23 protein-coding genes and 2 pseudogenes are annotated in these 22,725 nt (G+C 39.2%); 22 read left to right on the top strand and 3 right to left on the bottom strand.

Annotated elements, in window-relative coordinates:
• The first annotated feature begins 117 nt into the window (after positions 1-117).
• Positions 118-1,014 carry a LysR substrate-binding domain-containing protein gene (locus SKA34_RS01675; protein WP_006643754.1) on the top strand — a complete coding sequence of 299 codons (897 nt, stop codon included), beginning with the start codon at positions 118-120 and terminating at the stop codon, positions 1,012-1,014.
• A gap of 292 nt (positions 1,015-1,306) precedes the next feature.
• Positions 1,307-1,555 carry a DUF3297 family protein gene (locus SKA34_RS01670; RefSeq protein ID WP_006643753.1) on the top strand — a complete coding sequence of 83 codons (249 nt, stop codon included), beginning with the start codon at positions 1,307-1,309 and terminating at the stop codon, positions 1,553-1,555.
• Between the two features lie 95 nt (positions 1,556-1,650).
• Here SKA34_RS01670 and SKA34_RS01665 read toward each other — a convergent pair whose 3' ends face one another.
• Positions 1,651-2,262, bottom strand: a complete 612-nt coding sequence (locus tag SKA34_RS01665; protein WP_006643752.1) for a flavin reductase family protein — start codon at positions 2,260-2,262, stop codon at positions 1,651-1,653.
• A gap of 125 nt (positions 2,263-2,387) precedes the next feature.
• Positions 2,388-2,819 (bottom strand): hypothetical protein, encoded by a 432-nt coding sequence (locus SKA34_RS01660; RefSeq protein ID WP_006643751.1) that lies wholly within the window; start codon positions 2,817-2,819, stop codon positions 2,388-2,390.
• Between the two features lie 394 nt (positions 2,820-3,213).
• On the opposite strand from SKA34_RS01660, the gene SKA34_RS01655 reads away from it, so the two are divergent.
• The 7 genes and pseudogenes from SKA34_RS01655 to SKA34_RS01625 all read left to right on the top strand — a co-directional run bounded on the left by SKA34_RS01655 (position 3,214) and on the right by SKA34_RS01625 (position 10,370).
• Positions 3,214-5,304, top strand: coding sequence for a TonB-dependent siderophore receptor (locus SKA34_RS01655; protein WP_006643750.1), 2,091 nt, complete (start codon positions 3,214-3,216; stop codon positions 5,302-5,304).
• Positions 5,305-5,459: 155 nt separating this feature from the next.
• Entirely contained in the window at positions 5,460-6,233 is a 774-nt protein-coding gene (locus SKA34_RS01650; RefSeq protein WP_039859908.1) for a DUF3450 domain-containing protein, read from the top strand.
• A complete protein-coding gene (locus SKA34_RS01645) occupies positions 6,233-7,600 on the top strand; it encodes a MotA/TolQ/ExbB proton channel family protein (RefSeq protein WP_006643748.1) in 1,368 nt (455 codons plus the stop codon). Before SKA34_RS01650 ends, SKA34_RS01645 begins: the two co-directional genes overlap by 1 nt.
• Positions 7,600-8,129, top strand: a pseudogene (locus SKA34_RS01640) (MotA/TolQ/ExbB proton channel family protein). The gene SKA34_RS01645 and the pseudogene SKA34_RS01640 overlap by 1 nt, the downstream one beginning before the upstream one ends.
• Positions 8,126-8,530: a biopolymer transporter ExbD gene (locus SKA34_RS01635; RefSeq protein ID WP_006643745.1), complete on the top strand. Its 405-nt coding sequence runs from the start codon at positions 8,126-8,128 to the stop codon at positions 8,528-8,530. Before SKA34_RS01640 ends, SKA34_RS01635 begins: the two are co-directional and overlap by 4 nt.
• A complete protein-coding gene (locus SKA34_RS01630; protein WP_006643744.1) occupies positions 8,530-9,186 on the top strand; it encodes an energy transducer TonB in 657 nt (218 codons plus the stop codon). The genes SKA34_RS01635 and SKA34_RS01630 overlap by 1 nt, the downstream gene beginning before the upstream one ends.
• Positions 9,186-10,370, top strand: coding sequence for a tetratricopeptide repeat protein (locus SKA34_RS01625; protein WP_006643743.1), 1,185 nt, complete (start codon positions 9,186-9,188; stop codon positions 10,368-10,370). Before SKA34_RS01630 ends, SKA34_RS01625 begins: the two co-directional genes overlap by 1 nt.
• Before the next feature lie 101 nt (positions 10,371-10,471).
• On the opposite strand, the gene SKA34_RS01620 is transcribed toward SKA34_RS01625, so the two are convergent.
• A complete protein-coding gene (locus tag SKA34_RS01620) occupies positions 10,472-11,281 on the bottom strand; it encodes a sulfite exporter TauE/SafE family protein (protein ID WP_006643742.1) in 810 nt (269 codons plus the stop codon).
• A gap of 248 nt (positions 11,282-11,529) precedes the next feature.
• Between SKA34_RS01620 and SKA34_RS01615 the strand changes: the two genes are divergently transcribed.
• From SKA34_RS01615 to SKA34_RS01555, 13 genes and pseudogenes are all read left to right on the top strand, one after another.
• The gene (locus tag SKA34_RS01615) at positions 11,530-12,510 is read left to right on the top strand and encodes a DUF1852 domain-containing protein (RefSeq protein ID WP_006643741.1); all 981 of its coding nucleotides are present in this window, start codon (positions 11,530-11,532) and stop codon (positions 12,508-12,510) included.
• Between the two features lie 49 nt (positions 12,511-12,559).
• Entirely contained in the window at positions 12,560-13,588 is a 1,029-nt protein-coding gene (locus SKA34_RS01610; RefSeq protein WP_006643740.1) for a methionine synthase, read from the top strand.
• A gap of 286 nt (positions 13,589-13,874) precedes the next feature.
• Positions 13,875-14,663 carry a phytanoyl-CoA dioxygenase family protein gene (locus SKA34_RS01605; protein ID WP_006643739.1) on the top strand — a complete coding sequence of 263 codons (789 nt, stop codon included), beginning with the start codon at positions 13,875-13,877 and terminating at the stop codon, positions 14,661-14,663.
• A 281-nt stretch (positions 14,664-14,944) separates the two neighbouring features.
• Positions 14,945-16,123 carry a DUF481 domain-containing protein gene (locus SKA34_RS01600; RefSeq protein ID WP_006643738.1) on the top strand — a complete coding sequence of 393 codons (1,179 nt, stop codon included), beginning with the start codon at positions 14,945-14,947 and terminating at the stop codon, positions 16,121-16,123.
• A gap of 145 nt (positions 16,124-16,268) precedes the next feature.
• Positions 16,269-16,835: an RNA polymerase sigma factor gene (locus SKA34_RS01595; RefSeq protein ID WP_006643737.1), complete on the top strand. Its 567-nt coding sequence runs from the start codon at positions 16,269-16,271 to the stop codon at positions 16,833-16,835.
• A 282-nt stretch (positions 16,836-17,117) separates the two neighbouring features.
• Positions 17,118-17,747 carry a PepSY-associated TM helix domain-containing protein gene (locus SKA34_RS01590; RefSeq protein WP_006643736.1) on the top strand — a complete coding sequence of 210 codons (630 nt, stop codon included), beginning with the start codon at positions 17,118-17,120 and terminating at the stop codon, positions 17,745-17,747.
• Between the two features lie 17 nt (positions 17,748-17,764).
• On the top strand, positions 17,765-18,289 hold the full coding sequence (locus SKA34_RS01585; protein WP_006643735.1) for a DUF2271 domain-containing protein: 525 nt from the start codon (positions 17,765-17,767) through the stop codon (positions 18,287-18,289).
• Positions 18,290-18,302: 13 nt separating this feature from the next.
• Complete coding sequence (locus tag SKA34_RS01580; protein ID WP_006643734.1) at positions 18,303-19,133, top strand: DUF4198 domain-containing protein; 831 nt, start codon at positions 18,303-18,305, stop codon at positions 19,131-19,133.
• Between the two features lie 84 nt (positions 19,134-19,217).
• Positions 19,218-19,541 carry a hypothetical protein gene (locus SKA34_RS01575; protein WP_039859905.1) on the top strand — a complete coding sequence of 108 codons (324 nt, stop codon included), beginning with the start codon at positions 19,218-19,220 and terminating at the stop codon, positions 19,539-19,541.
• Positions 19,538-20,125, top strand: coding sequence for a hypothetical protein (locus SKA34_RS01570; RefSeq protein ID WP_006643732.1), 588 nt, complete (start codon positions 19,538-19,540; stop codon positions 20,123-20,125). The genes SKA34_RS01575 and SKA34_RS01570 overlap by 4 nt, the downstream gene beginning before the upstream one ends.
• Before the next feature lie 57 nt (positions 20,126-20,182).
• Positions 20,183-21,091 carry a metal ABC transporter solute-binding protein, Zn/Mn family gene (locus SKA34_RS01565; RefSeq protein ID WP_006643731.1) on the top strand — a complete coding sequence of 303 codons (909 nt, stop codon included), beginning with the start codon at positions 20,183-20,185 and terminating at the stop codon, positions 21,089-21,091.
• A pseudogene (locus SKA34_RS01560) lies at positions 21,091-21,845 on the top strand (metal ABC transporter ATP-binding protein). The gene SKA34_RS01565 and the pseudogene SKA34_RS01560 overlap by 1 nt, the downstream one beginning before the upstream one ends.
• Positions 21,845-22,720: a metal ABC transporter permease gene (locus SKA34_RS01555; protein WP_006643728.1), complete on the top strand. Its 876-nt coding sequence runs from the start codon at positions 21,845-21,847 to the stop codon at positions 22,718-22,720. The pseudogene SKA34_RS01560 and the gene SKA34_RS01555 overlap by 1 nt, the downstream one beginning before the upstream one ends.
• Positions 22,721-22,725: the final 5 nt, after the last annotated feature.

Below are 22,725 nucleotides of genomic sequence, written 5' to 3'. Positions count from 1 at the left end.
TTAGTCGCGCTTACATGCCTGTATTAAGGGTTGTAAATAAGTTTAGGTATGTTAGTTTGAGAAGAAAATCGGAAGCTTTTGAGGTTTTAATTCAAATTTTTTGAATAAGGTTGGAATGTGAATAATGTCATTACTATTGACGCGTTAAGGGCACTGGATGCCATCGATAAGAAGGGAAGTTTTGCAGCAGCAGCAGAATCTTTGTACAAAGTACCTTCTGCACTTACCTACACAATCAAAAAATTAGAAGAAGACATGGGGGTGGCATTGTTTGATCGCACCCGTCAGCGAGCGATACTTACACCAGCTGGTAAGCTTGTTTTAGAACATGGCCGTGAAATTTTATTGGCGACAAATCGTTTAGTGGATTCTGTACAGCAATTAGAAAGTGGTTGGGAAAATGAAATTAGAATTGCGAGAGATACTGTAATTGATGCTCAAATTCTCTTTGATGTACTGCATGATTTTAATCAATTAGATAATAAAGTCGATGTTAGCTTAGGCGTAGAAGTATTAGGTGGTGGATGGGATGCTTTACATAGCCGCCGAGCTGATATTGCCATTGGTGTGACGGGTGAATTACCGAAAGGTATGTTTCAAACCTATAAGATTGGCTGTCTCTCTTTTGTTTTTGTTGTTTCGCCAGAACATCCACTGGCAGATTATGATGGTGTGCTCGATGCTAAAACACTTAGTGAATACCCTGCGATAGTGGCGGCGGATACCTCTCAAATTTTACCTGTGAGAGACAGTGGTTTGTTCAATAGTAAACGGGTGATACGTGTTAACTCTATAGAATCTAAATTAGCAGCTCAAGCACAAGGGTTAGGAGTGGGCTATTTACCTCGTCATATAGCTAAACCATATATTGCAAGTGGCGAACTTATTGAAAAACAATATGAGATCCCAAGACAAGAGCAAGATTTGTTTATCGCATGGCATAAAGATAAAGAGGGAAAAGCATTTGAGTGGTTTGTTAAAAAGCTATGTTCACTGGATTGGGGATTAACGTGAATGCGCAATAATAGTATCGCTTAAGTGCAATCAAAAAGAATTAGCATTAAAGCTAACTCTCTGACTGTTAACAAGCACAACATACTTATACATATTTTTTTATTACTGTATCCATTCGTTCGGATTGCGTTTTAATATACGTGATATCTACTTTATTTCTAAGATGTTAATGAAATATAGGTGTTGTGGTTTATCGATCAGGGCTCAAAAAGAAATACATTCTTTATCTATTGAGCGTGAACATTATATTCTCTACAATACTGACGTTTTTTATTAACGATAGAATTTGATCATGACAGATACTACATCACAACCAGCATTACCAGATCGTCTTTCTGGTAACCCTCGTAGCCCTCACCACGTGGCTGAGTGTTTCAGCCATGACATCGGCATTCGTCTTAACGGCAAAGAGCGTTTTGATGTTGATGAGTACTGCATCAGCGAAGGTTGGGTAAAAATTCCTTCACATAAGGCACTAGATCGCCGTGGTCAGCCAATCTTGATCACACTAAAAGGCACGGTAGAAGCATTCTACAAGTAATATGTGCTAGTTAGTGAATCAGTTAAAGCCTAGTTTTCGAACTAGGCTTTTTTTTGCCTGAAATTACATAAATAGATTCACAGTTGGAAGCCATGTTATTTGGGTCTGGCGACCGAAAAAGTCTTCTCCAATACTGCGTATTCACTGCCGCCTAAGCGTGATAACGGGTTAACCTTTAATGCTTCAATCACCAAGCGCTTTTGCTCACTATCGATAACTTCGTCATCAATGTAAATCTGCACAATTTCAGCAAAGATCAAACTTTGTGGTGTTTCCCCAATCTCTTTCACTTCATATAAGTTACAACCAAAAGCAATAGGGCAATCTTTTAGTCTTGGTAGTTCAAAACCATTAAAAGAGGTGAGTTCTAGATGAGTGTATTCAACCTCAGACTCGCCATGCTCTAAGGTTGCGGCTGTTTTAGTGACTTGTTCTGCTAACGTAATATTAGCAATATGTATCACCATCTTTTTATTGGCAATAACGTTACGCGTGGTGTCTTTGATTTCTCCACTCGGTTTTTTACCCACAGAAAACATCAATAATGGTGGGTTACTTGCAACTGGGGTGAAATAGGAAAAAGGAGCGAGGTTATAATTATGCTCACCAGAATCTGTCAGAACCCATGCGATAGGGCGAGGGATAATGGCTTGTGTCATTAAATGGTAGATATCAGTGGTAGACTGTGTGGATAGATCAAGGTACATGTGCAAATCCTTCGCGCTGAAAATTTCTATACCTATTGTACTGCGAATGAACGTTAACTCAATGTGATCAAGTTAGAATGAATAGACAATAAAAAGCCGACGGCGAAGTCGGCTCTTTACGAAAATTACGCTTTAATTACGTTTTTAAAATGCTTTTTCTTTGTAAATAAGAAATCAACATCAGGCGGAAAATCTTTGTTCGTTTTAGCGTGCTTCATCATATCAAAAACTTTGAATTCAGCTAACACGGCAAATTGGTAAGGTTCAAAGCTTTCGCTGTTTGCCTGAAGTGTTGGATCGTAGTATTTACCATCTTTGAAAATAATAGCTTGCTCAACGATGGTCTCTTCATTACAACGATAGCCAAGTACGTAACGCTCACCTTTACAATAAATCACATTCATATAGCTGTTGTAGAAGGTTTCATTTTCAGTTGCTGTGCACGTTGCCAGCACTTCTGGATCCATTGCTTCTACTGTCACAAGACGGACTTTTTCAGCAATAAAATTGCGTTCATTGAGTTGTTGGTGAATAGCTTCAAGACTTAGTTGAGTCACATTAAATACCGCGAAATGAATAATGAATAAAAACGGGCAGATTATACGACTGTTAATGATAAATGTCTTCGTTAAAAACAGTATTGAGTACGGATTAATAAAGGCAACAGAAAAAGAGACGATGGCAAAGCGAACAAAATGCTGCTTTTAGCTCTAATAATTCTTAAAGAAATCTTTACGAATGCAAAGAATGTAAATTTAATGCAAATGGTAATGGTTATCACTTATATTCCTTTTCGTCGTTTGGTAGGCACTTTATTACTTACCGCGTAGTAGCCATGATTTGCTCTTTATATTATTACAAACAATACCTATTCAGCAGTGATAGGTGCTGAGAGCAACTCTGATGTGGCTTCATTTTCAGGTTATATCTTTATTTTGGAGTTAAAGGAATATGTTTTCTAAAAGCCAGCTGACGCTGTTAATTGGTGCGGTACTTTCTGCACCTGTTGCTTATGCAGAATCAACAGAAGTTGATGAGCACATGGTAGTAACAGGGCGTGATTACGGTTATAAAGCCGATACTAATTCAACAGCTATGCGTATGGAGATGACTCAGCTAGAGACTCCAGGACAAGTTGCAGTAATTGATGAACAACTTATCGATGAACAGCGTGCGAGCACGCTAGGTGAGGTGTTACAGAATGATGCAAGTATTTCAGCTGGTGGAACAGGCCGTAACCGTGAACGTTTCTCACTACGTGGTTTTGAACTTGGTAGCAGTAGCGGTTTCTTGCGTGATGGTCACCAACACTGGTCTCACTACCGTCAACCTGTTGAGCTTTTAGAGCGTGTTGAAGTAATGAAAGGTCCAGCGGGTCTTCTTTACGGTAAGTCTGCGCCTGGTGGTCTAGTGAACATGGTTGCTAAGAAACCAACTCACGAAACTCAAGTTAACTTTAGCCAAGATGTTGGTTCAAATAATCATACACGTAGTGTGTTAGATGTGAGTGGGTCTCTCAATCAAGACGAATCACTTCGTGCTCGCGCTGTTGTTGCAAAAGAAGATTATGATTCATGGCGTAAGTATGGTAATGGTTCAACACCTTCAACCGATCGCTTTGTTGGCGGTCTATTTGTTGATTACGATTTTAATGAAGATGTGACATTGTCACTACACTACGATCGTACTGAAGATAAAGGAAGTGTAGATTCAGGTGCTTACATTGTTGATGGTAAGCCAGTATTGGGGCGTGACCATGTGTGGGATGCACAATGGTCAAAAATTAATAATGAAGTAGAAAACTACGGTTTTGATGTTAAAGCACAACTAACAGATGTTTGGGCATTAAATACAGGTTTTAATTACCAAGACTTTATTCGTCACGATGTTGAAAGTTACCCTAACTTCTCTAATTTCGAAGAATCAGGCTTAGTGAAGCAGGGCGGCAATGATCGTCACGATCATTGGAAATTTAAAACGGCTTACGCTGATTTCGTCGGTGAGTTTGATGCGCTTGGCATGCAACACCAATTACTTGTTGGTTCTAACTGGTTAGGCTATAGCTATGATCGTTTCCAACGTTCATTTAATTCTGTAGAAGTGGCGACAAATCAATCAACAGCAGTTCCTAGTTACAAATCGGGTAAGCCAAAAGAATCTCACTCTTCATATAATGCTTGGGGCTTCTACGCACAAGATATGGTAACGATTAACGATTACTGGCAAGTACTCGCTGGTGTTCGTTTTGATCGTCAAACCCAAGAAGGAAAAGCAGCAGAAGAAGCCGTTTCACCTAAAGTGGCTGCGATTTTCCACCCAGCAGAAAATGGCTCGATTTACTTCTCATACTCTGAAAGTTTTGAGCCACAAGGTACGGTATCATCAGATTCTACGAACTACGTGAATGATGGTGAGCAACTTGATCCGCTTCGTGGTAAGCAATATGAGCTAGGTACTAAGTGGGAACTGCTAGATAATCGACTATTTGTATCTGGTGCTGTATTTAACATTAGGCAAGAAAACTCAACGATTGATGTTCAAGTAAGTAAAGATCTATACGAGAAAACTCAAGCGGGTGAGCGTGTTCACAACGGTGCAGAACTTGCGTTACAGGGTAGCGTGACAGATAAGTTAAGCATGAGTGCGTCAGCAATGTATCTTGATGCGGAATACACCAAAGATCAGAATTATCAAGGTAATCGTCCTGTAGATGTACCAGAATTTGCTGCAAGTGTTTGGTCTACGTATAACGTAACACCGTCAACCGATGTTAACCTTGGTGTGATTTACGAAGGTTCACGTTATGGTGATGCTGCAAATACCTTTAAGAAAGACGGCTACACGCGTGTTGATTTAGGTATGGCTCACACATACAAGTATGATGCTAATTTAGATATCATTGGTCGTATTAACGTAGAAAACGTATTTGATACTGATTACATGGCAGGTGGCGGTTCAACAAGTAAAGACTATGTTGGCGCAACGGGTGTAACACTTGGCGAAGGTCGTAACTTTATGGCGACTGTTGAGTTTAAATACTAATTTGTAAATATTGTAACTAAGGGGGAGCCATTGCTTCCCCTTGTTGCGATTAAATGCTATTTCACTATTTTTGGTCGTTGTACGATTTAACTTTTTATTATTACTTCACTTTTTTATTTTTTGCGATTAAAGATTACTCATTATTAAGTTTGATTATGAATTTTATTAAAACCAGTTTAGCGGTTGTGATTTTAAGCATCACAACTGGGGTACAGGCATCTAGCCTTGATACAGCTCGTTCTATTGAAAACAAAACCAATACGGCTTCTTCCTTAAGCCAAGATAAAATTGATCGTAACGCTGATTCGGCTATAGCGATGAAAGCACAAATCGAGCAATTACAAGAAGAGCTTAAAAACCTAACGGTGTATCACGATCACCTTGCGCGTATGGTTGATAATCAAACACAAGAAATGGCCTCTATTCATGAACAAATAGAGAACATTAAAGAGACGCGCCAAGGTGTTGTTCCTTTGATGTACCAAATGATTGATGGTTTATCGACTGTTGTTGAGCAAGATAAGCCTATCAAACATGAACAACGTTTAGCGCGTATTGAAAAGTTGCAAACGATGATGTCGCAAGCCGATATTAGCGATGCAGAGAAATTCCGTCGTATTTTAGAAGCCTATCAAATTGAAATGGATTATGGCACGAAGCTGGGTTCGTACCAGGATAAAATCACGTTAGAAGATGGCAAAACAATCGAGGTCGATTTACTGTATCTTGGTCGTCTTGCATTTGTTGCTCGTAGCTTAAACGGTAGCCATTACTGGAGTTGGAACAGCAATAAACAGCAGTGGCAGGCACTTGATACGAGTGAAGCTGCAAATATTGATAAAGCGTTTGCAATGGCGAATAAGCTAATTGCACCAAGCATATTACGTTTACCTATTTCAGCAACCCTTGCTAACGTGGAGAGCAAATAATGAAATTAAAAGCGTTAGCTATTGCATTATGTATGGCATCAGTTCCGTTCACAGCATCTGCAGAATCGGTTGTACAGCAAGCGAAACAAGAAAATGTCTCTCAACAGCAACATAACGTGCAACGTGAAGCTGGATTTAGTCAAGAAGCACAGAAAATTCGTCAACAACGTGATGCGTTATTAGCGCAACGTAATACGTTAAAACAACAAACAGAATTACTGAGCCAAAGCTTTAGTACTAATGAAGCAGAACTCGCGAAGTTAGAACAGCAACTTCAATTAGACTCTGGCAGTCTTGGTGAGCTATTTGGTGTCGTTCGCCAAACAGCAAAAGAGCTAAAAGCTGAACAAGGTTACGCTGTCACTGGAGTTGATGTAACGAAATATATTCCGGTTGTTGACCAAATCGTTGACGCGAAAGCACTGCCGTCTATGCCGCAATTAAAAGGCTTGTGGCAAGCAATGGAATCACAAATCGTTGCAAGCGGTGAGTTGGCAAAGGTGAACGTACCATTTATTAATGGTGATGGTGAGCAAACCACAGAAAAAGCATTGCGTTTAGGCGCATTAGGTCTAGTCGCTGATCAGGGTTATTTAAAGTGGGATGGTCCTCGCCATCTTGCAACGGCTTATCAACAACAACCTGAAAATGGCCCACAACTTTCAGATTTAGCTGCAATAGCGGCTGCAGGTAGTGAAAGTATTGCTATTGACCCTTCTCGTGGTGTGATGTTAGAGCAATTAGCAAATGCACCTACGCTGGAAGATCGTCTAACAACTGGCGGTGTGGTCGGTAAAATTATTCTACTTCTACTAGCGATTGGTGCGGGTATTGCCATTTTCCGTGGCTTTAAATTAGCGATTGTTAAACGTCAAATTAAGCAACAATTAAAAAATCCAACTCAAGCTGGAAATAATCCATTGGGTCGTATTCTTGCTGTATATAACAAGGAACAAAATCGTAGCGTAGAAGCGTTAGAATTACGTTTACTTGAAGCGATTGTTGATGAGCAGCAAGGGTTAGAAAAAGGCTTATCAATGCTAAAACTGTTTGCGGCTTTAGCGCCAATGTTAGGCTTACTGGGTACTGTGACTGGTATGATTGAAACTTTCCAAGTTATCACGCAATTTGGTAATGGTGATCCTAAAGTGATGGCGGGTGGGATTTCGATGGCATTGGTAACAACCGTTCTAGGTTTGATTGCCGCAATGCCTTTATTACTTGCTCATAATGTATTAAGTACACAAGCTGAAAATATTCGATTGATTCTTGAAAAACAAGGGATCAGCTTAGTTGCACAGCAAGCTGAAAAAAACGAATCTTCTCAGGCATCAAACCGTAACGTATTAGCAGAACAGGCAGCATAATGGACTTCAGCGTATTACATGGCTGGTGGTTTTCGCTTTCTCATTTTATGGCGCAAGGTGGCGCCATATTATGGTGGCTTGCTGCGGTTGTTACGCTATGTTGGCTTTTGGTTATTGAACGAGTTATTTATTTATTCTTCTATTTTCCAAAGCAAAAAGAGCAGTGGTTAACTAGCTGGATGGCTCGTAAAGATCATTCCTCTTGGCATGCATGTGCAATTCGTGATGGCTGGCTTAATGAAGCAAAATTGCCCTTAATCAGAATTTAAATTTTATTAAAGTATTAGTCGCATCTGCCCTATGCTAGTTTACTTGGAACAGTACGGGGATGATTTCTGTCTTTGATGTAATGGCAACGCAAGGTAGTAGTCAACCTCGTTTAATGGCATCCGGCATTTCTTTAGCAACATTGCCAACAATGGCAGGGATGGTTGCGGCCTTAGCGGGTATGTTTGTTCACGCACGTTTATCTAAAGCTTGTCAGATGCGTGAGTTTAAATTAGAAAAATTATTAAGGAGTCAGCAATGAGACTCAGCCGCCGTTCTTCAAATCGAGAAGATGCACAAATTGATTTAACATCAATGCTCGATATCGTATTTATTATGCTGATTTTCTTTATTGTAACGAGTTCGTTTGTTCGTGAATCAGGCGTAGAAGTTAATCGCCCTCAAGCAAGCCACGTGGTAAGCCAAAAAGAGGCTGGGATCTTTGTTGCAATTACCTCAGCCAATGACGTATATATTGATAAACGTGTCGTCGATGTTGAGCGTGTTCAAGCAACATTAGAACATATGCTTACAGAGCAACCTGATGCTTCTTTAGTGATCCAAGCGGATGAGCATGCTTATAACGGTACAGTGGTTAAAGTGATGGATGCAGCAAAAGGAGCTGGGATCAAAAATATCGCATTGGCGGCGGAGAAAAATTAATGATCCGTCTTTTAATGGCTTTTCCATTAGCTATTGCTGTAGCGTTAGGACTTTTTACCTTTATGGCATGGATGGTAGATAACGGTAATCACCAAAAGCCAGATAATAAAGAAGTGCTGGCGTTCAACATGGTAATGATGGAACAAGAGCAAGCGCCTCAACGGCGACAGCGTGCGGTGCCACCACCACCTGAAACACCAGAGCCTCCTCCAGAAGCAAAACCTGTGTCATCAAGAACTGCAACAGCAAGTGTTCAACCTGTTGCTTCCATGACTAGCTTAGGATTGGATACTTCTTTAACGGGTTTATCAATCAAGATGCCGAAATTTAGTGATTTCAGCAGTGCATCGAATTCGGTAGGTAAGCCGACTATTGGCCAGAGCCAGCAGGCTATGCCATTGTACCGTGTTGAGCCTAGGTATCCGCCCCGCGCGCTAAAACAAGGTAAAGAAGGTTACGTAATACTGAAGTTCACAATTGATCCCCAAGGTCGACCAATCGATATTACGGTGCTTGAAGCAAAACCTAATCGTTTATTTAATAAAGAAGCGATACGTGCATTGCGTAAATGGAAGTACCAACCACAAGTACAAAATGGCAGTGCTGTATCACAGCCAGGTCAGACGGTACGTTTAGAATTTAAGTTGAATAAATGATGAAAAGATTAGCATTTATTATCGCTTTAACCGCCGCAGCAAGTTTGCCTTTATCATCTGCTTACGCGGGAGGTAAATTGTCGCAGTCTATTGCCGTTAAGGTTCAAAAAGCTAATAACTTACAGCTTGATGATAAGGTTAATCAGGCGATTGATTTACTTGTTTCTTTAAAGCCGGTAGAGCCTTATGACAAAGCGTTTGTTCAGCGTATGTTGGGTGTGCTTTATTGGCAGCAGGGTAATCCATCAAAAGCGATAAGCAATTTATTTAAAGCGGTTAAGAGTGGCTTATTGCAAGATGATCAAGCATGGGTTACTCAGCGTATGCTGGCTGATATTTTACTTTCTGAGAAAAAATACAGCCAAGCATTGCCAAATTATTATCAGCTTACAAAGCGTATCCCTAAATCACAAAAGGGCTATGAACTATGGTTGCGAATAGCTCAATCACATTATCAATTGAGTCAGTGGTCAAAAGTCCTCTCTGCAATGAAACGCTACGATGGCTATAAACGTAAAGATGAAATGTCACCGTTGTCGATTAAGCTGGGTGCTCAGTTACAATTAAAGCATTGGAATGGTGCGACATCGACATTAAATCGTTTGATTGCGATAGAGCCAACTAAGCTCAATTGGTGGCAGCAATTAGCCAATATACAATTGCGAGCGGGGAAACCTGCAGATGCATTGAGCACATTAAAATTAGCAAAATATCAAGGTGTTAAGTTAACGCAGCAGGATTTACATCGTCTCGCGCAACTGTATGCCCAGCGTGGTATTCCTGAACGTGCAGCCAAACAAATAGCTGAGCTGGACGGTGCAACAACCAGTACAAGGTTGCTTGTTGAGCAAGCAAATTACTGGCAGATGGCAAGAGAGTGGCAATGTGCTATCAATATTTGGGAGAAAGCTGCACAGCGCAATAATCGTTATCGTTGGCAACTTGCACAATTGTTGTTGCAGGAAGGGCAATATCAAAAAGCGTTAACTGAGCTTAATAAGGTTAAGCGTAAAGATAAACAATCTGATGTTGAGTTGGCGAAAGTCCGTGCGTATTACAAGCTAAATAACTTCGATAAAGCGATTATTCATGCCAAACAGGCAAATAATATTAAGCCTTCATCGGCAGCATCGAGCTGGATAAAATATTTATCACAAATGCGTGAAATGGAACAAGCTAGCTAAATATTTATTTGTATTTAATCCTGAGCTAATCAAAAAATGAGTGCGTTAACTTAATCATCATAAAGTTAACCACTCATTTTTTTTTAGTTAACGTGGTTGGTTTAGCTAATCACCATATTTGTCGCCATTGCTAATAATAATGCTGAGAAGATTTTTTTAATGATTGACACTGGTAAATAGTTTGTTGCTTTAGCGCCTAGCGGAGCGGTAAACCAAGACGTACAAACAATACCGACTAATGCGGGTAGATAAACAAAACCTGCAAAGCCATCAGTAATAGAAAGATAGCTAATGCCTGAGCTGACATAACCGATTGAGCCAAAGAGTGCGATAACAATGCCACAAGCAGAAGCACAACCGATAGCTTTCTTCATATCGAGAGAGAAGAAGGTTAACAAAGGTACCAACAGTACGCCGCCGCCAATACCAATCATGGCCGACAATCCGCCAGTAATTGTTGTTAAAAAGGTAAGAACAAAATTGTTGGGCATGTTACGTGTTGTTGCCGTCTCTTTTTTTGTACTGCTGTAAAACATCTTGAATGCAATGAGTGCAACACTTACCGCAAATATAATACGAACAACATTACCCGGTAATAGGGCGGCTAAAAATCCACTGATAAATGCACCTAGAGCAACACCTGTCATTATCCATGGTGCTAGGTTCCAAGGCACATTGCCATTTTTGTGGTGAGCGATGGCAGAAGATGTTGAAGTGAATAATATGGATGCTAGGGATGTAGCAATAGCGACGATAACCACTTGTTCAGGTGGTAAAATGGCGAAATGAAGCAAGATAACACTCAGAATTGGTACTATAACAAGTCCTCCTCCTATACCTAATAATCCTGCCAAAAAACCAACACCACTGCCGAGTAAAGCGCAGTATATTATTAACAATAATTCATTCATCTCTTTGTCTTCTTATATGTGGTTAGCGGTTAACGTATTGAATAAAAATAGATATCCTTTCTATGTGGTGAGAACTATAACTTACAAATTTGTAACAACTCAAACGTAACCACTTGAATTTTTTTCATGTTGATAGTGAAAGAAATACGCTTTTATTGATCGAATACTCTACGTATAAATAAATACAGACAACTCGACAGCTTCTACGAACGTCATCATTTATTTCAGCTAATAGGATATCGGTCGCCATGAATAACGATTTTACATTTACAATAAATAAGACTGGCCTTGATGAAAATTATCATCCCGCTAGCAATACGCGCATTACTACCAATTTCGCTAACTTAGCGAGAGGGAAAAGTCGTCAACAGAACTTACGCAATGCGTTGAAGATGATCGATAATAGCTTTAATGCTCTAGCAAATTGGGATAACCCCGAAGGTGATCGTTATTCTATTGAACTGGAAATTGTGTCGGTTGATATTGATATTGAAGGCAAAGGTCAATCATTCCCATCGATTGAAGTATTAAAAACCCACATTATTGATAATCAAACCAATCAGCGTATTGAAGGGATTGTCGGTAATAACTTTTCTTCTTATGTACGTGATTATGACTTTAGCGTACTACTACAAAACCATAATAAAGGTAAGTCTCAGTTCACTATTCCAGATAACTTCGGTGAATTGCATGGAAAAATCTTCCAAAGCTTTGTTAATTCAGATGTTTATAAACACAACTTTAAAAAGTCACCGGTAATTTGTTTATCTGTATCTGATAACAAAACCTATTTTCGCACTGAAAACCAGCACCCAGTACTCGGTGTGGAATATACACCTAATGAGTCGTCATTAACTGAGCAATATTTCAAAAAAATGGGCTTACAGGTACGCTACTTCATGCCTGCAAATAGTGTTGCGCCGTTGGCTTTCTTCTTCTTTGGTGACTTATTAAATGATTACACCAACCTAGAGTTGATAAGCACTATCAGCACCATGGAAACGTTCCAAAAAATCTATCGCCCTGAAATTTATAATGCCAATGCGGTAGCAGGAAAATCTTATAAACCTAACTTGAAGTGTCCTGATCACTCATTGACTAAAATTGTTTATGACAGAGAAGAGCGCAGCCGATTAGCCGGTGAACAAGGCCGATTCGCCGAGCAGCACTTCATCAAACCTTATCAAGCCGTGCTTGATCAATGGTCATCAAATTTCGTGAATAGCTAACTTTAACAATTGCTTTCATTATTTATTTCAACAAAGGACGTTAACTATCATGAAAACATTATTACCGACTTCAACAGCTGGAAGCTTGCCTAAACCTGATTGGCTTGCTGAGCCTGAAAAACTCTGGTCACCTTGGAAATTAGAAGGGGATGAATTAACTTCAGGTAAACAAGAGGCGCTCTGCTTGTCCCTAAAAAATCAACAACAAGCAGGAATTAATATTGTTAGTGATGGCGAGCAAACACGCCAACATTTCGTGACTACCTTTATAGAGCACCTCAACGGCGTTGACTTTGAAACCCGTAAAACGGTTAAAATCCGTGACCGTTATGATGCCAGTGTGCCAACGGTTGTTGGCCCTGTTTCTCGTCAAAAATCGGTATTTGTTGAAGATGCTAAATACTTGCGTCAACAAACTAAACAACCGATCAAATGGGCACTGCCAGGTCCTATGACCATGGTTGATACTCTTTATGATGCGCACTACAAAAGTCGTGAAAAACTGGCATGGGAATTTGCTAAAATTCTTAATCAAGAAGCCAAAGAATTAGAAGCGGCAGGTGTTGATATTATCCAATTTGATGAGCCTGCATTTAATGTGTTCTTTGATGAGGTAAATGAATGGGGTATTGCCTGTTTAGAAAGGGCCATTGAAGGGCTGAAATGCGAAACTGCTGTTCATATTTGTTATGGCTACGGTATTAAAGCCAATACTGATTGGAAGAAAACACTTGGTTCAGAGTGGCGTCAATACGAAGAGGCGTTTCCTAAGTTGCAGCAATCTAATATCGATATTATCTCGTTAGAATGCCACAACTCTCATGTACCCATGGATTTACTAGAGCTTATCCGTGGTAAAAAAGTGATGGTAGGGGCGATTGATGTTGCGAGTGATAAAGTTGAAACTCCTGAAGAGGTTGCAAATACACTCCGTAAAGCACTGAAATTTGTTGATGCTGATAAACTCTACCCATGCACAAATTGCGGTATGGCACCGTTAGCACAGCATATCGCACAAGGTAAACTTGAAGCCTTAAATGCAGGTGCAGAAATCATTCGAAAAGAGCTTTCAGCTTAAAACACTTAGATTTTCATTACTTGTTAAGGCGAACTATAGTCAGGCAGAACCCTTCTTATTGTTTGTATCTCCTTATTATTATCGTGTGTAAATGTACTTTATTGATAGAGTGGTATAGTACATTTACACATTCAAATTATCTCTTTATCCGAAGTTGTAAACTCTTGGAATCAACAATACACGGTTAGAATAATCTGACCTACTTGCTTATATCTATTATCGTCTGGCATTATTCGCCACAGAATGCCGAAGTCAGTCAACGGTATAGAGAATATGAAGGTCGTCAGTGGTAGTCAATAGCCAACAATTAAGTCAGCAATACGAAGAATTGGGTTACTTTGTTATTCGTAATTATTTCAGTGAAGATCAGATTGCTTCACTTAGAAAAGTCGTTTTAACTTTTCATGAATTATGGAAAGCTGACAACAAAGAGTTCTATCAGGAAGAAGCATTTAACTCTTCTTTGATTACTGGAAGCCAGTATTTATCAATTGATGAGAGAACAAAGCTTTTTGATTTCATTAGTTCAAAAAAGATTATGGATGTGGTTGATGCTGTAATACCGAAAAATCCTGCTTTCATGAATACTCAACTGTTCTTTAATCCTATTAATCCGCAACAAAAAGACTTTTGGCACCGTGATTGTCAATACGATTATGATATTGAAGATCAAATGAAAGTCATATTAGAAACGCAAGTATTACACCTTCGTGTCCCTTTATTTGATGAACCGGGTATGGAAATAATACCGGGTACCCATAAGCGATGGGATAATGAAGAAGAATACAATGTACGCCAAGAAGTGAATGGCAAAGTCAGTCATGATAGCCTTTCTGGTGGTAAAAAGATTGCTTTAGCTGCTGGTGATTTATTGGTGTTTTCAGCAGATATGATTCATCGTGGTTTGTACGGATTAGATCGTTTAGCATTGGATATTTTAATTTTTGACTCGGCATCAGATTATGTTGATTACGTTGATGATGATTGCCTACCTACTCAATTAATATTGCAAAATATTGTTGATCCACGATTATTTATCAATACGCTAGAACTTAAATCAATGGCATGTGCATAATAAAATATATAAAAATGATGTTTGAAAGGGAATTCAACATCAGATAAAACCTAATAACGTTCTATTATCTATATTAACGACTCTAGCCATATAGTTAATAATTTTCATTAATGGCTAATTCATCTTGTTTATTCCAACAATAATTTTCTTTTTTTTGAGAAAGTAAAAAATTATCAAAATTTATTGTGACTTTTTTAGTTGTTGCTGAGTTTTTATAAATACAGTCGGGCACCGCTGGACTGAATATAAATAAAAAAAGCAACAATTAAAGGAGTAGTATCATGATATCAAAAATCACTGCGGTGTCTGCTGCGGTTGGTATGCTGTTATCTTCAGTCACTTTTGCTGAACAAATTAGCATGTTTGATTATGATGAAGCGACATCAGCGTATGAAGATGCATATTTAGATGCGCAATTTGATTTACGAGATGGTAATCAAGATCAAACCAGTTATAACGCTGTTGTAAGTGCAAATTATGATCGTGTATTTTCATCGGCAAATCGAAATACGCGAATTGACTTTGTCGGTGATACAAACATTAGTCAAGGCCCGAATAAGAATGATGAACGTAAAGAAAATTACCAAGCTTTAGCCTCGCTAACTAATGATATGTATTTTAATCCTAAGGTAAATGACTTCTTTTGGTATGGTAAAGCAGAAGTCGGCGCCCAGACTGATATGGAAGATCCCTTTACCAAGTTAACGGTTGGTTTAGGTTATGGGCGAGTGGTAAATGCCACCCCAATGGCAAAAGCGATCCGTATGGTTCAATCACTCCAAGAGCGTGGTTTATTAAGAGGCAATGTTAGCCGAGAAACGTATCAAAATGTGGCACAAGTTATAGCAAAAGAGCCAGTTTATCGTAGTCGTTTTGGCTCTGCAGATTATGCTGAGTATTGGGTTGAAGATATTGGTAAAGCATTAGGCGATCAACTAAGCGCACGCGGTGCAATTAAATCTTATGATGTATTGATCAATGAACGAATTTCAACTCGTAAATACGGCTGGCTCGTCAGAGCGGGGGTTGGTGCTGTGCTAACTAACTATGATGGTTCAGATAGCAAACCAGCACTCGAAGTTGGGGCGGAATACCATTATCCAATTAATAACCAAACCCAATTTTCAAACGAAGCAATTTTAACCGCAGTTCTTGATGATGGTGACAATGGTTTTAACGCAACCAATTCTATGTCTTTAACATATGAGCTGCGTGACAATATTGATTGGGAAAACGCATGGTTACTCACTTATGCTGCAAGTGTTAAATCAGAAGATTTGATGACCAACAGTTTACGTTCAACATTCCGTTACTATGTTTCTAATTCTATTAGCTTATCTGTTACTGGCGGCTTGTCTAAAACTGAAGATAATATTGACTATGATGGAACAACCAACACTAATCGAAATGATGATATCGATACAACGTTTCACTTTGGTTTAACGTACCGTCTGAAGTAATGAATTAATTTCTAAACGTTAAAACACAGACTTTCTTTTTTATAAGACAAGTCTGTGATTTTTTTTTCATATAGTAAATATGTATTGCGATTAACATGATTTTTTTGTCATTGAAATAATATGAAATTACTATACGGATATGATAATGAATACATTAAATAATGGTTTGTTAAATGAAAGTGATTTACTCTATGTTTTTCAAAATAATAGATTAAAAAGAAACGAAATATTTTCATTTTTAATAAAACCTTATTGGTCATCTTTATATTCAAGATGTATGTATAAACTTAATGATCGTGGCAGTATCGATGATGTTGTTCAGGACGTTTTATTAAGGATTTATCAAGCACTACCAAAATATTCGCATCAAGGCGCTTTTAGAACATGGATTTATACAATTGCAGATAATGTTTGTTATTCTTACTTAGCAAAAAAGATGAGATATAATAAAAAAAATATTTCCATCAATAATACTGACCCTGTAAGTAATTATAATCAAGTAAATATAGATGATGAAATTGATATAGATATATTACTCGATGAATTATCTGACAATGAACAAGAAATTATTGATTTACGATTTTATCAAGATCTAACATTATTAGAAATTAGTGATATTTTATGCATCACAATTAGTGCTTGTAAAATGCGTCTATATCGTGCGCTGAAGTTACTTCATGAAGTACTGTTTAGAAAAAGTATCGCAGGATAAGATCTATTTAGTTTTATTAAATAGTCTGATGTATTTAGAAGCAAACAGCATTAAGGTGTTGAGTTCGTAAACTGTAAAGAATGTGCTTCCAAAGCCAGTTAAATGTCTGTTTGATTGATTTTTTGTTTTTTATTCAGATATTTACGGTTTTTATCTCATATTTTATTATCCCTCTATACATCCTCTCCATTTACTAACGTAAACAATGTAAATTGAATGCCAATAAGAACGATTATCAATTAAATTACTGCCATTCTAAGTAGGTAGCTAGTTTTTTTGACTATGGTGTTAAAGCAAAAAAATGTCCAATTGTGGGCACGTCGTCTTCATATTTACATTTCAATGGCGTTGCTATTGATTGTTTTATTTTTTGCCATTACTGGTATTACTTTAAACCGCCCTGAGTTGTTTGTGTCTGATACACCCAGTGTGGAAGAGCAAAAAATTACCATACCTACTTCATTGCTTTCGTCTGAGCAAGGCCCGTTTGTACCTAACAAATCGGCTTTGATCAGCTATCTCTCTAAACACACCGATGTGCGTGGTACGGCTTCTGGTATTGAGATCTTTACCGATCTAGAGGGAGATGAATTAATCGAAGGTGAGATCTCATTAGATTACAAAGGCCCTGGTTATAACGCTGTGGTCTTTATTGATATGACAACCGCACAAGCGAATATCGAAATCACCAATTATGGTGTTATCGCGCTACTTAACGATCTTCATAAAGGTCGAAATAGTGGTGAAGTTTGGAAGTGGTTTATTGATATTACTGCGGCTTTGATGATCTGTTTTGTGGTAACGGGTGTGTGTTTGCTACTACCGAAAAAGAAAACGCTTAATACATCAATGAAGTGGATGAGTTTTGGCTCAGTTGTTACAGCCATTATCTACATTGTATTTGTTCCTTAATATTTAGCAGGTTAACGATGACCATTAAAAATAAATTTAAAAAGACCGTACTGGCAACGTTAATGCTTGCACCTTTATCAACGGCATGGGCAGCACCTTTGCCAGAAACAGCCCAGTTAGATGTTGAACTAAGTTTACCTAAAATTGAAACCTCAATGTATGCCCGGCCTTATGTAGCGGTGTGGATTGAAAACAGTGAACGTAAACCAGTGAGAACGCTACAGCTTTGGGTCGGTAAGGACGAATGGCTGAAAGATTTACGTAGCTGGTGGCGTAAAGTGGGTCGTTATGATCGAGAACTTGTTGATGCTGTTACATCTGCCACACGTCCGGTGGGTGAATACCGTTTTTCATGGGATGGCCTAGATGATAAAGGCAACCGTGTAGAGCAAGGTGATTATACCTTTTACATTGAAGTGGTACGTGAACATGGCGGACGTAACTATTTACGCCAGAAATTAACGCTCGGTGAAAGTGCTGTTAACCATGTTTTAGCACCAACACAAGAAACTGGCACTATCAAGATTAACTACAAACTCTAAGTGAATTGTCATCATGAATAATAAATTAAAAGCATTATCTTTAGCATGTCTAGTGACCGCGGGTTTTGGTGTGGCATCTGTGGCTCAAGCACACCCACGTTGGGTATTACCTTCACACTTCACTGTTTCGAAAGAGGGCGGTGATTGGCTGTCATTTGATGTGACAGCGTCACACGGAACATTTGTTTATGATAAGCCAGCAAGCATTGAAACGACACAAGTTGTTATGCCTGATGGCCGTATTACTTACCCTAATTTCACCATTCGTGGTAAACGCCGTGCGATTTTTGATTTCTTCTTTGAAGAAGAAGGTACTCATAAAGTACAAATTAATCAGATACCTAGGTACTATACTTTCTACAAGGTTGGACGCCGTGATACTGAAAAACGTATGGAAGCGAATAAAGCTGATCGTGTCACAATACTCCCTGAAAAATCACGTGACGTTGTCACTCAGGTGAGTTATACCCGTGCAGAAAGTTATGTGACTGTTGGTAAACCATCAACCAAAGCGATGGAACTGACAGGTAAATATCTTGAAATGGTACCTGTTACACATCCTTCTGACATTGTTGAAGGCGAGCCAGTAACCTTCCAGTTTTTCTTTAATGGTAAACCGCAGGCAGGAGTAACGGCGGACATTACCCGTGAAGGAACACTGTACCGTAATCACCAAGAGCAAATTGATGTGGTTAGTGATAAAGACGGTAAGATCACCTTCACTCCAGAAGTAGCTGGGCGTTACCTAATGAAGTCGAAATATAAAGGTATGGTTGAAAACGATCCTATGTACGACCGTGCAAACGTCAATGTTCACTTAACTTTTGAAACCTTACTTCAGTAATACTACTTCTGGTTAAGGCGTGAATTCATCACGCCTTGATCTATGCATTCTTTAAGTCTGCCTTTGGGCTTGTTTGAGGTTTTTATGACAATTAAATCATCCACTTTTGCAGCATCTTTGCTTTGTTTCGGGACATTTTCAACGGCAGCATATGCTCATTTTCCACTAATGAGTTGTTGGTTTGAAGGCGATAAAGTGTTGTGTGAAGCTGGCTATAGTGATGGTAGTACCGCGGTGGAATACAACGTTGATATGTTTGATTACGACGATAACTTAATCGCTAAAGGCATGACAGATAAACGCTCAATAGCAGAGTTCACCAAGCCTGATACTGACTTTTATTTGGTTTTCGATGCTGGACATGAGAATCCTGTTGAAGTCGATGTTGTCGAGATAAAAGAAAAATGATCCGTCAAACTGTTCGCTCTGATAATGGAGACCGAGAAGGTAAGTGGGTCGCCTTATGTATTGGATTAATTTTGTTGGTGTCTTTTGTTTTACTTCCTTATCACCAAACTAAGCAACCCAAGTCGGTACTGCTTTCGCATCAAATTTCAATTACCGATTTAGCCGCTGAAGAGATCGCTATGATTGCGGAATTACGGCTTGCCCATGAAGAAATCCGTAACTTATATCAAGATAGCCAGTTAAGTGCTGCTGTTGGTCAATGGCCACAAATATCTGAGCTTCAAGAGTTTTGGATTGCTCCTTTTGTGACAGATAAAAGTTGGGAGCGAAAAGGTCGCCATCAGTGGGCATTGATAACTGATGCAATCTATCAAGGTGTGAGGTCGGATGATAAAGGGGCGATGTCGATAGTGCTTAATAGTCATTCAGCGTCCCCCGATATTTGGCTCGCGATGAACGATAATGTGACCTTACTTGATGCCAATACATTACAAGATTTTGATGTAAATCATTTCATCAATAATGGTTGGACGCAAATTGTGTTTAACGATTCACCTAAAAATAACGAATCACACAATCACTAATAACGGCGCTTTGGTTTTATTGCCGTTAAACTTCACTGTACCGAGATTTAGATAACAATGAATAAATTAATCAAATCTAGCCTTACTGCCATAGCATTGCTTATGAGTATGAATAGCTTTGCTGCTGATAAGAAGACCATTGGTATTACTTTGCAGCCTTATTACAGTTATGTAAAAGCGGTTGTTGGCGATAAAGCAGAAATTTTGCCACTGGTTGATGCAGGTTTTAATCCCCATAATTATTTACCTCAACCTAATGATCTTAAACGCCTAAAAGAGATGGATATTATTGTGGTTAATGGTATTGGTCACGATGACTTTGCATTGAAAGTTATTCAAGCAGCAGATCGTGATGATTTGATTGTTATTAAAGCTAATAATGACGTACCACTGTTGCCAGCGATGGGTCAGTCGGTTGGAAATGGCGCAGTGAATCCCCATACGTTTGTTGGATTATCTACCACGATTCAGAAAGTTTATACCATTGCTAATGAGTTGGGGAAAATTGATCCTGACAACGCCGCTGAATATCGAAAAAATGCCCGCGATTATGCCAAACAGTTTCGTTTAATGAAGCGTGATGCAATGCTTACGCTGGGGGATTTAGATACAGCGGGAATGAAAGTTGCGACTACGCACAATGCTTATGGCTACTTATTGCAAGAGTTTGGTGTTGATGTTGCTGCGGTGATTGAACCTGCTCATGGTGTAGAACCAAGTGCAAGCCAAATACAAGAAACAATTGAGAAAATTAAACAATCAGGCATTGACGTTTTGTTTTATGAATTGAACATGCCTAATCGTTATGTCGATACCATTGAAAAGGCAACAGGTGTTCAGTTATACCGTTTTTCTCACATGACACACGGTGAGTATGACGGTAAGAAAGTTGAATTTGAGATGAAAGAAAACCTTGCCACATTAGTAGAAGCGATAAAGTTTGCTGCAAATAAGGAGCAAGCATGATCATCGGTCCTAGCATTCAGTTAGCTAACGTTAGCCTACAATACGGCCCTAATCAGATTTTATCTGAAATCACTCATCAATTTGAAGGTGGGCAATGCCATGTGGTGATGGGACCCAATGGTGGCGGTAAAACATCACTGCTACGTTCTATTTTGGGCTTAACGCCGTTTCGTGGCCAGATTGACATTTTGTGGGATGAGTCAGTTAATAACGGTAAAGCTGGTACGATGGGTTATGTGCCACAAAAAGCAATGTTCGAACAAAGTTTGCCGTTAACAGTAATGGATTTTATTTTATTAAATCAAACCCGTTCACCTTTGTTTTGGCGTCAACGCCAGAAAGATAAACAAATCGCATTAACGCAACTTGATCGTGTCGGTATGGCGAATCGTGCAGATCGCCGTATGGGGCAATTATCTGGCGGTGAACAGCAGCGCGTATTGTTTGCTCAAGCACTATTAGATAATCCAGATTTACTGGTACTGATGAGCCAACGACAGGTATGGATGAGCAAGGTGTGCGGTATTTAGAATCGCTTATTCATGAATTTGTTAGTCAAGGTAAAACTGTCTTGGCGGTTCATCATGATGTGACAGCGGTTCGACGTTTAGAAGCGCAAGTTCATGTGGTCAATCGTGTGTTAGTTGATAGCGGTGAGCATAGCCAAGTATTGGTACCAGAGAAAATTGAACGTTTATTTAATCATTATTCACAGCCTGCAGTATCTGCGTCTAATCAATCAGAGGTGGCGTAATGGAATTGTTAAGATATTGGGCACAACTCGGTGTTGATGCTGGTTGGTTAAGTGACAGTTTCTCTTATGCTTTTATGGTTAATGCGATCGTAGCGGCACTACTGCTTGGGCCTCTTTTAGGTGGCTTAGGTACCTTAGTGATTGCTAAACGTTTAGCTTTCTTTTCTGAAGCAGTCGGTCACGCCGCTCTAACGGGTATTGCCTTAGGGGTATTGTTAGGCGAGCCGCCAGAAAACCCATTCATTGGTTTATTCAGTTTCTGTATGATCTTTGCTTTATTGCTGCATTTCGTGCGAAATCGAACCAATGTACCCTACGACACATTAGTAGGTGTTTTCCTCGCGTTAGCATTAGCGGTTGGTGCTGCATTGTTAATGTATGTGGCACGTAAGATCAATATTCATATGTTAGAAAACGTCTTGTTTGGTTCAATTCTAACGGTAACAGATCAAGATTTGATTGTGCTTGCGATCAGTTGTGCCTTAATTGTACTGCTCTTAATACCGACGTTTAATCGGATTTTATTAACCTGTATTAGTCCTGATATTGCGCGAGTTCGTGGCTACAAAACCAATTTTTACGATTACCTATTTGTGATGATGATAACGCTGGTCACGATAGCGTCTGTGAAAATTGTTGGAGCCGTGTTGGTTGGTGCGTTGCTATTGATCCCTGGCGCAACGGCCCGGTTATTAACCAAGAATATGGGCAGTTTTGTTTTATTGTCGGCTCTGCTAGCCACAATAAGTTGTGTTATTGGTACGGTATTGCCGATGGAATTAAAACTTCCAGTTCCATCAGGCGCTGCGATTATTATTGTTTCTGCTATCTTTTTCATGTCAGCAACGATGTACCGCATTATTCGTAAAAGTTAATCAGG

Origin of the sequence: Photobacterium sp. SKA34, from assembly GCF_000153325.1 — a bacterium.
GTDB lineage: Bacteria > Pseudomonadota > Gammaproteobacteria > Enterobacterales > Vibrionaceae > Photobacterium.
This window is presented reverse-complemented; position numbering and strand designations above follow the sequence as displayed.

Bases quoted from the DNA above. Each gene is read 5' to 3' on its own strand.
- SKA34_RS01665 (WP_006643752.1), bottom strand. From the start codon at position 2,262: ATGTACCTTGATCTATCCACACAGTCTACCACTGATATCTACCATTTA.
- SKA34_RS01610 (WP_006643740.1), top strand. From the start codon at position 12,560: ATGAAAACATTATTACCGACTTCAACAGCTGGAAGCTTGCCTAAACCT.
- SKA34_RS01580 (WP_006643734.1), top strand. From the start codon at position 18,303: ATGAATAATAAATTAAAAGCATTATCTTTAGCATGTCTAGTGACCGCG.
- SKA34_RS01635 (WP_006643745.1), top strand. From the start codon at position 8,126: ATGAGACTCAGCCGCCGTTCTTCAAATCGAGAAGATGCACAAATTGAT.
- SKA34_RS01625 (WP_006643743.1), top strand. From the start codon at position 9,186: ATGAAAAGATTAGCATTTATTATCGCTTTAACCGCCGCAGCAAGTTTG.
- SKA34_RS01595 (WP_006643737.1), top strand. From the start codon at position 16,269: ATGAATACATTAAATAATGGTTTGTTAAATGAAAGTGATTTACTCTAT.
- SKA34_RS01555 (WP_006643728.1), top strand. From the start codon at position 21,845: ATGGAATTGTTAAGATATTGGGCACAACTCGGTGTTGATGCTGGTTGG.
- SKA34_RS01590 (WP_006643736.1), top strand. From the start codon at position 17,118: ATGGTGTTAAAGCAAAAAAATGTCCAATTGTGGGCACGTCGTCTTCAT.
- SKA34_RS01620 (WP_006643742.1), bottom strand. From the start codon at position 11,281: ATGAATGAATTATTGTTAATAATATACTGCGCTTTACTCGGCAGTGGT.
- SKA34_RS01655 (WP_006643750.1), top strand. From the start codon at position 3,214: ATGTTTTCTAAAAGCCAGCTGACGCTGTTAATTGGTGCGGTACTTTCT.
- SKA34_RS01575 (WP_039859905.1), top strand. From the start codon at position 19,218: ATGACAATTAAATCATCCACTTTTGCAGCATCTTTGCTTTGTTTCGGG.
- SKA34_RS01570 (WP_006643732.1), top strand. From the start codon at position 19,538: ATGATCCGTCAAACTGTTCGCTCTGATAATGGAGACCGAGAAGGTAAG.
- SKA34_RS01630 (WP_006643744.1), top strand. From the start codon at position 8,530: ATGATCCGTCTTTTAATGGCTTTTCCATTAGCTATTGCTGTAGCGTTA.
- SKA34_RS01585 (WP_006643735.1), top strand. From the start codon at position 17,765: ATGACCATTAAAAATAAATTTAAAAAGACCGTACTGGCAACGTTAATG.
- SKA34_RS01670 (WP_006643753.1), top strand. From the start codon at position 1,307: ATGACAGATACTACATCACAACCAGCATTACCAGATCGTCTTTCTGGT.
- SKA34_RS01565 (WP_006643731.1), top strand. From the start codon at position 20,183: ATGAATAAATTAATCAAATCTAGCCTTACTGCCATAGCATTGCTTATG.
- SKA34_RS01645 (WP_006643748.1), top strand. From the start codon at position 6,233: ATGAAATTAAAAGCGTTAGCTATTGCATTATGTATGGCATCAGTTCCG.
- SKA34_RS01650 (WP_039859908.1), top strand. From the start codon at position 5,460: ATGAATTTTATTAAAACCAGTTTAGCGGTTGTGATTTTAAGCATCACA.
- SKA34_RS01615 (WP_006643741.1), top strand. From the start codon at position 11,530: ATGAATAACGATTTTACATTTACAATAAATAAGACTGGCCTTGATGAA.
- SKA34_RS01600 (WP_006643738.1), top strand. From the start codon at position 14,945: ATGATATCAAAAATCACTGCGGTGTCTGCTGCGGTTGGTATGCTGTTA.